Origin of the sequence: Candidatus Phytoplasma gossypii, from assembly GCF_030586975.1 — a bacterium.
Lineage (GTDB): Bacteria > Bacillota_I > Bacilli_A > Acholeplasmatales > Acholeplasmataceae > Phytoplasma > Phytoplasma citri.
Genome location: NZ_JAOSIT010000020.1, coordinates 1 through 10,618, shown reverse-complemented (window position 1 = coordinate 10,618; position 10,618 = coordinate 1). Strand labels below are relative to the sequence as shown.

General features: G+C 21.1%; 8 protein-coding genes and 3 pseudogenes. 4 read left to right on the top strand and 7 right to left on the bottom strand.

What is annotated here, in order from left to right:
• The 4 genes and pseudogenes from OC698_RS03255 to OC698_RS01980 all read right to left on the bottom strand — a co-directional run.
• Positions 1-106, bottom strand: a pseudogene (locus OC698_RS03255) (recombinase RecA); the annotation flags it as partial.
• A 32-nt stretch (positions 107-138) separates the two neighbouring features.
• Positions 139-507, bottom strand: coding sequence for a Panacea domain-containing protein (locus OC698_RS01990; RefSeq protein WP_304513053.1), 369 nt, complete (start codon positions 505-507; stop codon positions 139-141).
• Between the two features lie 63 nt (positions 508-570).
• Positions 571-897 (bottom strand): annotated as a pseudogene (locus OC698_RS01985) (single-stranded DNA-binding protein); the annotation flags it as partial.
• A 23-nt stretch (positions 898-920) separates the two neighbouring features.
• Positions 921-1,281 (bottom strand): annotated as a pseudogene (locus OC698_RS01980) (hypothetical protein); the annotation flags it as partial.
• 673 nt (positions 1,282-1,954) lie between these two features.
• On the opposite strand from OC698_RS01980, the gene OC698_RS01975 reads away from it, so the two are divergent.
• Both OC698_RS01975 and OC698_RS01970 read left to right on the top strand, forming a co-directional pair.
• The gene (locus OC698_RS01975; protein ID WP_304513052.1) at positions 1,955-2,572 is read left to right on the top strand and encodes a sigma-70 family RNA polymerase sigma factor; all 618 of its coding nucleotides are present in this window, start codon (positions 1,955-1,957) and stop codon (positions 2,570-2,572) included.
• A gap of 112 nt (positions 2,573-2,684) precedes the next feature.
• Positions 2,685-3,830, top strand: a complete 1,146-nt coding sequence (locus tag OC698_RS01970) for a hypothetical protein (protein ID WP_304513051.1) — start codon at positions 2,685-2,687, stop codon at positions 3,828-3,830.
• A 406-nt stretch (positions 3,831-4,236) separates the two neighbouring features.
• Here the strand turns inward: OC698_RS01970 and acpS are convergent, their stop codons facing one another.
• From acpS to OC698_RS01955, 3 genes are all read right to left on the bottom strand, one after another.
• Positions 4,237-4,575, bottom strand: a complete 339-nt coding sequence (gene acpS, locus OC698_RS01965; RefSeq protein ID WP_304513050.1) for a holo-ACP synthase — start codon at positions 4,573-4,575, stop codon at positions 4,237-4,239.
• A gap of 20 nt (positions 4,576-4,595) precedes the next feature.
• A complete protein-coding gene (gene ligA, locus OC698_RS01960; RefSeq protein WP_304513049.1) occupies positions 4,596-6,608 on the bottom strand; it encodes an NAD-dependent DNA ligase LigA in 2,013 nt (670 codons plus the stop codon).
• Between the two features lie 446 nt (positions 6,609-7,054).
• Positions 7,055-8,062, bottom strand: a complete 1,008-nt coding sequence (locus OC698_RS01955; RefSeq protein WP_304513048.1) for a hypothetical protein — start codon at positions 8,060-8,062, stop codon at positions 7,055-7,057.
• Positions 8,063-8,977: 915 nt separating this feature from the next.
• Here OC698_RS01955 and pgsA point away from each other — a divergent pair.
• Positions 8,978-9,616, top strand: a complete 639-nt coding sequence (pgsA, locus tag OC698_RS01950) for a CDP-diacylglycerol--glycerol-3-phosphate 3-phosphatidyltransferase (RefSeq protein ID WP_304513047.1) — start codon at positions 8,978-8,980, stop codon at positions 9,614-9,616.
• Between the two features lie 71 nt (positions 9,617-9,687).
• On the top strand, positions 9,688-10,618 hold a 931-nt coding region (gene recA, locus OC698_RS01945), incomplete at its 3' end, for a recombinase RecA (protein WP_304513046.1).

Below are 10,618 nucleotides of genomic sequence, written 5' to 3'. Positions count from 1 at the left end.
AAAATTCTCGAGCCTTTTCTCTACCTTGACCAATTTGTTGTTCATTATAGCTATACCACATACCATTTTTTTTAATTAAATTTAAACTTACTGCTAAATCTAAAATTTCACTAATTTTAGAAATACCAACTCATAAGATTACTTTATTTTTTTGAAATTTTTCGTAAAATATTTTTTTATTATTTCGTCTTTAATAACATTTTTAGACCAATCTTCGTTATTATCCCAAGCCAGTCGCCAAGGAGCTTCTTGATGTGTCAAATTAGATAAAATAGGAGCTTTTTTGTTGCCATATAATTTTATTATTCTATCAATTAACACACAATGTTCCTGAGTTAAATTTTTTTCTTCTCCTTTTTTAGTTCCGTGAGAAATGGGTTTATAAGTATAATGTTTGAATTCATTATATAAATGAGGGAAAACAGGGCCGTGCCTCTTAGTTTTTAGTTTCTTAAAATCAATATAAGGATAATCGGAATAATCAATAAAAAATTTAACTTGTCTCATATCTATATCTTTTAATTCCTTCTTCTTTTCAAAAGCCCAAAAGCGTTCATTAAATTTATCGTTAAAAGGTAAATTATCTTGCGGTTTATTATCTAAAAAGATGACATTTTGGAGAATAATTTTTGTCGTTGTTCTTGTTTGTCCTTCGTGATTTTTATATTTTTGGATCGATAAACTCCCTTCGATATATACTTTGAAACCTTTATGTAAATATTGACTCATATTTTCCGCTAATTTTCGAAACGCGATACAAGGAATAAATTGGACTTGTTCTTTGTGATTAACGGCTAATTGAAAATCAATTTTGGGAATTTGTTCGTGATGGCTATTAATGTATTGTTTTTCTAAATCATGGCTCAAACGGCGGATTAATTGGACTTTGTTTAACATAATTTATTGCTCTTTCGATATATTTTTTTTAATTTTTTGATTGCTTTTTTATATTTGCTACTTTTCTTAAAGATAAATTGAGTTGTTCAGCAATTTCCGTGTTGGTATAACAGCTTTGGTAATTTTTATGAATATTGCCTAAAGGAATCCCAAAACTTAAATGAATAATTTGGAATTCGGTGGCACTTAATTTCTTTTTCATTTTTTTAAAAAAAATTCATGATGTACTTGTTCTAAATTGGCTCGAGTTAAACAACGCGGATAATATTTAAATTGATAAACTAGTTTTTTAACTAAAGGTAAATGTAATATTATTAATTGTTCGCGTAACTTAAAATTACTTTTATCTTTTAAAAAAAGTAAAAATAATGTTTTTCGATTCATGAGTCCCCTTTCTAAAAATATTTTTAGAAAAGCTGAAGTTTCACTTTTTATTCTTTTTAAAAAATAAAAAGACCAACTGATAAGTTGATCTTAATGATTATTAAGCAATTATTTAGTTGTAATACTTTTAGGGTGCGGTGCGGTGATATGTTATTTTAGCAGAATATGTTAGTTATATTTGATTAAAATGTTTTTTTCAATATCTTAATAATTTATTTATGCCAAAAATAATAATTTATTAATAATTTTTTTATAGTATTAATTATTTATTTAATTTTTATATAAATAATAAATTTTTAATAAACTATTATTTAACTTTTTAGATTATATCGATATTTATGTTTAAAATATTGTTTTTTTATTTTAATAAGAAATTTTAAACTTTTTTACCTAACTAAATAAAGAACAAATGAAATTTAATTTTAAATGTTTTATATATACCAAAAATATAAATTTCGATAAGTTATATGTTCGCATATTCTTATTATTAAAAAAAACAAATTGGATAATTTATAAGAAGATAATTTTAATTTAAGTTTGTTTATTTGGTAAATATTTTTATTACATAATAAAAATCTTGAATTATTAAAAAGAAATTTTTAATTTACAAAATATCTTTTCAAGATTTGTTTTATTAATTATTAACTTAAAGAACGTTTTAGAAAGGAATTATATGCCAAGAAAAAGATTATTTTCACTTTTTTTAAAAGATAAAAATAACTTATCTATTAGAAATAAATTGATTGAAGTTCATGCGCCTTTGGTTTACAAAATTGTTAATCAATTTAAATATTATCCGTCTATTTTGAATAAATCAGATTTAATTCAAGAAGGCTTTTTAGGTTTAATTCGTGCTTTAGGTTATTATCAAGATCAAGGTTATGATTTTATAGCTTATGCTAAACCAACTATTAAATTTGTTATTCGCGAATTAATTCGAAATAGTCATATTCCAGTTGTTCCTCAAAAAAATTATTTTATAATTAATACTAATTTTCAAGAAACTATTTATTATTCTTTCGCTAATTATTCTTTAAATCCTCATCAAAATTGGTTAAAACAAACAGATTATGAATTTTGGATTAAAAAAATAAGAAAAACTTTAAATTCATCAGAATTTAAAATTATTGGTTTAAGTTTCGGTTTCTTTAATAATTTTTCATGTCATGAAAAAAATTCTTATCGAGAAATAGCTTTTTCTTTAAAAATAACTCCTAAAGAAGTTCAAAAAATACGTAAAAATGCTATCCAAAAACTCAAAAGAAAATTAAATTATCTTAAAAATTTATGAATATAAATTAAACGGATATTAATTTTAACATTTCTAGTTATTTAGTGTAATTCGGATACATAATATTAAAATTTTTTAAATTTAAAATCCAAGTTATGGAGATTATAAAAATATGAAATTATTAAAATTAAATAAATTTTTAATATTTTTATTTCTAATTCAATTCGTTTGGTTATTAAATAATAATTTTTTAAAATTGTGTGCTTTCGATATTGCTAATTATGAAAAAGATTATAATACAAAGCATAACGCTATTTATTGGCGCCATGAAAAAGGTCATATGTTTTCTGACAAAGCTTATGTGTTTTATAATCTTTTTCCTTTCAAAAGAATGCCTTGTAAAACTTATAAAGAATTTGCTAATACTAAACAAATTATAAAAAATACTACTGTTTTAGTGAGTAATTTATTATTCCCTGTTAATAGAATATTTAAAGTTTTAGATACAGCACAAGAAGTAACTGGTGATAAATATATTAATGATTCGGATGATCAAATTGCTTTTATTAATCAATTTGTTAAATATTTTATTCAATATCGTCCAGAAAAAGGTATATTTTTTTTTGATCCTGATTATTTAAAGGAAATTTCTTATGTTGATATAACTTTTTGTAATTGTGAGATGTCGAATTCTTTATTTTCTATGAGTTATGATTTATTAGAGAATTTTTTTCAAAACGAGGTAGATAAAATACCTTATGAAGATATATTTTTTAATGAAGCATCCGAGGTAGAAATGGCCGAATTAGGTCTTAATCTTCAAAATTTTTATCAAAAAATTCTTGGAAATGATTCTCTTAAAAAACGTATTAGAACCCAAATAATTCAAAAAGTTAAAAATCAAATAAACTTAAAAATTTTAAAAACTGGCATTAATCAAACCACGAAATATATCGCGAGTAAATTAATTTGTAATTTTTTGATTCCAGGAGCAATAGAAAGTTATGAAATGTTTAAACAAAATCACGAGGCTACTTGTTATATTGATCAAAACATCCGTTTATATATAAAAAATAATAATCTTGAAAAAACATTAGGCTTTGCTTTGCATTATAATAAGTTAGATAATCGATTAGAAATTTTTTCATTAGAGCAAAATCAACTATCTTCCCAATTATCTTCTCATTTAATCCAGAAAATAAATATATTTAATTCTACTCATATGTTAGTTAGTTTTTTACAACCAAAAAATCTAGGAACGCCTGATATGAATTTAAATATTTATGGTAGTAAATTGAAAAAAAATTTACAAAAATAATTATTTATTATTAAGTTTTGCTTTTATTATTAAATAATAATTAGTGTTAATATCATTTTTAAATCTTTTTATTCTTGAATGCTATTTTTTTTAATGTTGGATTATTTTAAAAAAATATAAATTGATTTTTTAGTTTAATTTTGATGAATTAATATATAAATATTTAATTAAATAGTTATTAAATTAATTTTTAAATAATTGAGATTTTAAAAATAAAGATCAACTGAATTGTTGATCTTTATTTGTTAATTATTCCTTAAAACGAATTCATGTTAGAGGTTAATTATGGAAAATTATTGATTAAAAAGAGAATTCAAAAAAATTAGTAATTTTCGATATATTACAACTATCTTCGCGATAAATAATTTTAAAAAAGAAATTAATATTTATCAAAATTAATTCAAGATTATAACATAATAACTAAAGCTAAAGCGTATTTTTCAGTATGAGTAATAGATATCATAAATCGATTATTATATTTATCTATTATATAAGGAGCTCCTTTATCGTCGTTTAATATAGACCAGTCGCAATAATTATTGGTTAAATTACCTTTTTGATAAGTTTTAAATATTGCTTCTTTAGCGGCCCATCTTCCTGCTAAAAAAAAACTTTTACTTTTTAAAGAATTTATTTTTTTATAAATTTGATATTCTGAAATAGATAAAATACGATTAGATATTGAGGTTAATCCTATTTGAATAATTTTATTAATTTCAATTAAATCGATACCGATATTTTTCATTTTTGATAATTATTACCTTTTTATATTTTATTTTTAGTTCGTGATAAAAGTTTATATAATTCTAATTCTTGAATAATAGTAATGTTTATGTTTTTAGCTTTTTCAAGTTTTTTTTCGCTGTAATTTGCCCCACAGATTAAATAATTAGTTTTTTTAGATATATTATTCACTATTAAAGCTCCTAATTTTGATAAATTTTGAATTATTTGTGAACGTGTATATTGCGACAATGTTCCTGTAATAATAATTTTTTTGTTTTTAAAAAAATTATCATCAACATTATTAATAATATTTTGAGTAGAAAAATTTAATTGATGTTTTTCTAATTGAATAATTTCTTGAATATTTTCTTCATCATTAAAAAAATTATGTATACTATGAGCTATTTCTTGTCCTATTTCGTGTATTTTAGTTAGTTGTTCTATTGTAGCTTTTTTTAAATTATATATATTATAAAATTTATTAGTTAAAATTTGAGCAATTTTACTACCTACATGTTGTATTCCTAACCCGAATAGAACGCGATCAAAGGGTTTTTGTTTGCTTTTTTCTATAGCTTCCAAAATATTGTTAATTTTTTTAATTCCAAAAAAAGGTAATTTTAGTAATTGTTGTTTTTTTTCTTCAAGAATATATAAATCCGAAATTTTGTTGATAATTTTGTTTTTAAATAAAATAGTTAATGTTTGGGAACCTAAAATATGGATATCCATAGCTTCTTTAGATGCGAAATGAATTATTTTTTGTATTTTTTTTTCATTACATTCGGAATTAATACAAAAATAATTAATTCCATTATTTTCTTTTTTTAATAATGAATCGCAAGAAGGGCATTTTGTAATCATTACAAAAGGTTTCGCAGAAGCAACTCTTTTATTAATAATGACTTTAATAATTCTAGGAATAATCGATCCTGATTTTACAATAATTACGCTATCATTAATACGAATATCTTTATTTTGAATATAATTGTAATTATGCAAGGTCACACGTGATATTTTACTACCATCAAGAATAATAGGTTCAAGATCTGCTACAGGATTAATTATGCCAGTTCGGCCTACATAAAATAAAATATTTTTGATTATAGTTTCGCCTGTAATGGAATTAAATTTATAAGCCAGAGCGTATTTAGGAAATTTATTTGTATAACCTATTTTCGGATATAAATCGAGTTGGTTTAATTTTATAACAATACCATCTACATCATAATTTAAAGAGGTTTTTAAATCTATATAATAATCTATAAAGTTAATTAAATCAGACCAAGAATTAATTATATGATAATATGGATTTACAGAGAAACCTAATTTTTTTAATAATTCTAAAACTTCTTTTTGAGTATGAACAATTAACGAAGTTTTTACGATACTATATAAAAAAGAAGATAAATTTCTAGAAGCGACAATATTAGGATTTAATAATCTAATGGTTCCGGACGCGGCATTACGTGGATTAGCAAAAGATTTTTTTTGTTCTTTGTTATGTTTTTCGTTTAATTTTTTAAAATTTTCATAATTAAAAAAAACTTCTCCTCTTACTTCTAAATCTATTGGTTGTAAAAGTTTTAAGGGAATATCTGTGATATTTTTAATATTATGAGTTACTACTTCTCCTATTAAGCCGTTTCCTCTTGTAGTAGCTTGCGTTAAAATTCCTTGTTCATATTTTAAATTAATAGCTATACCATCTATTTTTAATTCTGTAATAAAATTACAATGAGGATATTTTTCCATTATTTTTGTATAAAATTTTTTTACTTTTGTAATGTCAAAAGCATTGTCTAAAGATAACATAGGTTTACTATGAGTTATTTTAGGTATTTCGTTATTATCCAAAGAACTACCTACTTTATCAGTCGGACTATTTTTTAATTTATATTGCGGATAATTCTGTTCTAGATATATCAATTCCTGTAATAATGCATCATATTGTTGATCACTTAAAGAAGATTGATTCAAATTAAAATATTCATAATTCGCCTGATTTATTTTTTTAGTTAATTTTTTTATTTTTTTTATAATATCTAACATATTTTTTATCTATTATCCGTATTCAATATTGCAATTTATTAGTTCATTTTGTGATTTGATATTTTAAATTTTTATTTTTAAGTTAAAAGTATTTTAATTTTAAAAAATATTACTAAGATTAAAAAAAAATATGCATATTTTAAAATATGCATATTTAAAATATATCGTTATATGTTGATTAGATATTAAGTTTTGAATATTCAGTTATTAATATCGTTATTTTTGCTAAATTAGATTACTACTAAAATTACATTTATAATTTCTTCTAATTTGTTTTATAAATTTATATATTAATATTTTATTATTTGGAGAAATTTTTTTTCAATTAAAAACATTTATGAGAAAAATTTTGGTACTTTTAGAATAATTTTAATTTTTTATTTTATAAATGAAATTTTAATTAATGATTAAAAATTAATTTTTTATAATAATTTTTGGAGATATATTCACATAATACGGAATCTTGTATCTATTAAATCAGGCTCGGATATGATATTTTTATTAGTTTTAACATCAAATTTTGTTTCGGTTAATTTATTGTTGCTATCGAAAAATTTAGTTTCAATTAAAACTTCATTAGTGATGTAATTAAATTCTTGAATAGAAGATATTTGTTGATTTGGATTGAAAATGGTTATTTTAGTAATTTGTTGATTTGCATTAAATTCCTCTATAGCGTTTAATCTATCATCAATATATTTAAAACTTTCGCTTTTTATCGGTTTTTGTTCATTATTCCAATAAATTTTTTTGTCTATTTTATAAGGAGCAGTTTTTTGATAAAAACTCGTTATTATTAATTTTTCTTCATCATCATATTCTGCAATGTTATGTGTTATGAAAGTTTTAGTATTTTTATTATATACATTTAATATTTCAGTTTTAATTTTATTATTTTTATAAAAGGAAATTAATTCCGATTGATAATCATCAGCAAAAACTGTTGTTTTGAATAATTGATTATTTTGATATTCTTCTATTTTTTTATAATAATTATTTTCATTGTTTAAAAAGATTTTGCTTATTAATTCTCCAAATTTATTAAAATATTTAATATGATCGATTTTTTCTTCTTCATTATTTTTAAAAACTATAATACTTTGGGCAGCTTCATCAGTTAATTTTTGTAAAGAAAAATCGAAAGAATTTGTTTTTGGTTGAAAAAACTTTTTTTGCAATTCTATACTTTCTTGTAAAGAATTTAATATAGGTTTTAAAGAATTTTTATTTGAATTAATATTATTGTTTTTTTCTGAAATAGGTTCAATTTTTATTTTATTATAATTTTCTAATAGTTGTTTATGAGTTTGAGATAATTTCTCATGTTCTTCTTCTATTTCTTCATTATGAGCTAATACATTCATAATAAAAAAAATTTGACCCAATAAAATTAAGAAAATGATAAAAAATAATAATATTTTGTATAATATATTTTTGTCACTGGTGAAATTCATGTGTTTTAGTCGATCTCACTTTCTAATGATTTATAGAAATTTAATAAAATCTTACTTCGTGATAATAAACCATACACAATCCTAAATTAAAAAAGTGAATTTAAATTTTAAACAAACGCAATCTAATTATAACAAAAAATAATATAATAATAAATATTAGGTATTCTTAAAGTTGTTTTACAAAAACATAATAAAGATCATTTATATTTGGATAAAATCAAATTATATAAAATTTTTTTAAAATTTACTTTTAAATTTTAATTATTATTAACATGACAATTTTTTATTTATATTGTTATATTTTAATAAATTATATAATTTTAATTATTAGTTAATTTAGTTATTAATAATATTTAATATTTATTAAGTTAAATTTCTTTTATATTAAAAGATTAAAAAGTATAAGATTAATTTGTTCAAATAAAAGTTATTATTAATAAATACGGGATTTATATAAGTTTATTTTTTAATATTTAAATTATTTTTTTGATATTTAGAATAATTATTTTTTATATTTTTTCATTATGTTATATTATATATAAAAATTGAAAATGAAATGTTCTTAAATTTAGTAATGAAAATTGACTTTTTATTAATAAACAAAATATATAATATTTTTTCCAATTTTAATAAAATATATAAAGATATTATTAACAATTATCTTTAAAAAAATTATGCCATTATAATTGTAATTTTTGATCAAAATGAAATTTTTAATTTTTAATTCATATTCGAAAGGAGAAATAAATGTGTTTTTTGATAAAAAATCCATATAAAAATACCAAATATTATGATAAATATAATAAATTTTATTATTAATGGGAATAAATAGTTCAAAGATATAAAATATAATTGATGATAAAAATATTTATTTTGGAATTATTTATTTTGTATTTTTAGAAAGATGATTAGAATATGAAAAATATAATTAAAAAAACAGCTAATTTATTGACGATATTTCGTATTTTTTTAGTTTTTTGTATGTTACCTTTTTTATATTTAAAATTATTAAAACATGAAATAGAAATTTTTAAAAATTATTTTAATATTATTTTTATAGTAGCATCTATAACTGATTATTTAGATGGATTTATTGCAAGGAAATTTTGTCAAACAACTGTTTTTGGTAAATTTTTTGATCCTATAGCTGATAAATTATTAGTTATTATTTCTTCGTTTTATTTGCTGATTTTATGTCAAAATAATCATTTATTGCACCAAGATAATGATAAAATTGTTAATTATGTTGTAAGTTTTTTGATAGTTACTATTATAAGAGATTTTATTGTGATGGGTATTCGATTATTAGCTTTTGAAAAAAAACATATTATTAGTTCTTCTTTTGGTGGTAAATTAAAAACTTTTTTGAATTTTGTTTCAATTATTATAATGCTTTTATCTGCTCAATTAGAACGTTTTTTTTCTCAATTATTTCCGGAATATAATTTAAAAATGTATTTTATTATTAATTTTATTTTAATATTGAATATTTTTATAATTGTGATTTCTGGTATAGATTATATCCTAAAAAATTTGAAGTTAATTTATTTTTAAATTATTAAAAATTTATCTTTTTTTATAATTATGATGAATTTTAGTAAAATTATATAAGAGGTGTTTAGTAAATGAATAAAGAAATATTTAAAAAACCTCCTTTAACGCAAACTATTAGCGAAATAGAAAAAATTTTCGGAAAAGGCAGTATTATGCAGATGAATTCTGATAAAGTAGATCCTATAGAATCTATTTCGACTGGTTCTTTAGGATTGGATATAGCTTTGTCTATTGGAGGTTTGCCGAAGGGTAGGATTGTAGAAATTTTTGGACCTGAAAGTGCTGGTAAAACTACTTTAGCTTTGCATGCGATAGCAGAAGCTCAAAAATCTGGAGGTCTTGTTGCTTTTATAGATGCCGAGAATTCTTTAGATATTAATTATGCTAAAAATATAGGAGTTGATGTAGATAAAATGTTAATATCTCAACCTGATTCCGGAGAAAATGCTTTAAATATTGCCAATTTTTTAATACAAAATAATGTTGTTGATTTGATAGTAGTAGATTCTGTAGCTGCTTTAGCTCCTTTAGCAGAAATAAATGGTGAGGTTGGCGATTCTTATGTAGGTATACATGCTCGAATGATGAATCAAGCTTTAAGAAAACAAAGTTATATTGTTTCTAAATCAAATTCTATTCTGCTTTATATTAATCAGTTAAGAGAAAAAGTAGGAATTACTTTTGGCAACAATGAAGTTACTCCTGGAGGAAAAGGCTTAAAATTTTTTACATCTGTTAGATTAGATGTTCGAAAAACCTCAGAATTAATTAAAGATAATGATCAAGTTATTGGAGTAAAAACTAATGTTCGTATTGTTAAATCTAAAGTTTGTTCTCCTTATAAAACTGTTAGTTTTGATATTTTATATGGAAAAGGTATTTCTAAAATTAGTGAAATTTTAGATTTAGCAGTAAGTTTAAATTTAATTAAAAAAAATGGTATGTGGTATAGCTATAATGAACAACAAATTGGTCAAGGTAGAGAAAAGGCTCGAGAATTTT

Coding starts and splice junctions, on each gene's coding strand:
- OC698_RS01990 (WP_304513053.1), bottom strand. CDS start 507: ATGAGACAAGTTAAATTTTTTATTGATTATTCCGATTATCCTTATATT.
- OC698_RS01975 (WP_304513052.1), top strand. CDS start 1,955: ATGCCAAGAAAAAGATTATTTTCACTTTTTTTAAAAGATAAAAATAAC.
- OC698_RS01970 (WP_304513051.1), top strand. CDS start 2,685: ATGAAATTATTAAAATTAAATAAATTTTTAATATTTTTATTTCTAATT.
- acpS (WP_304513050.1), bottom strand. CDS start 4,575: ATGAAAAATATCGGTATCGATTTAATTGAAATTAATAAAATTATTCAA.
- ligA (WP_304513049.1), bottom strand. CDS start 6,608: ATGTTAGATATTATAAAAAAAATAAAAAAATTAACTAAAAAAATAAAT.
- OC698_RS01955 (WP_304513048.1), bottom strand. CDS start 8,062: ATGAATTTCACCAGTGACAAAAATATATTATACAAAATATTATTATTT.
- pgsA (WP_304513047.1), top strand. CDS start 8,978: ATGAAAAATATAATTAAAAAAACAGCTAATTTATTGACGATATTTCGT.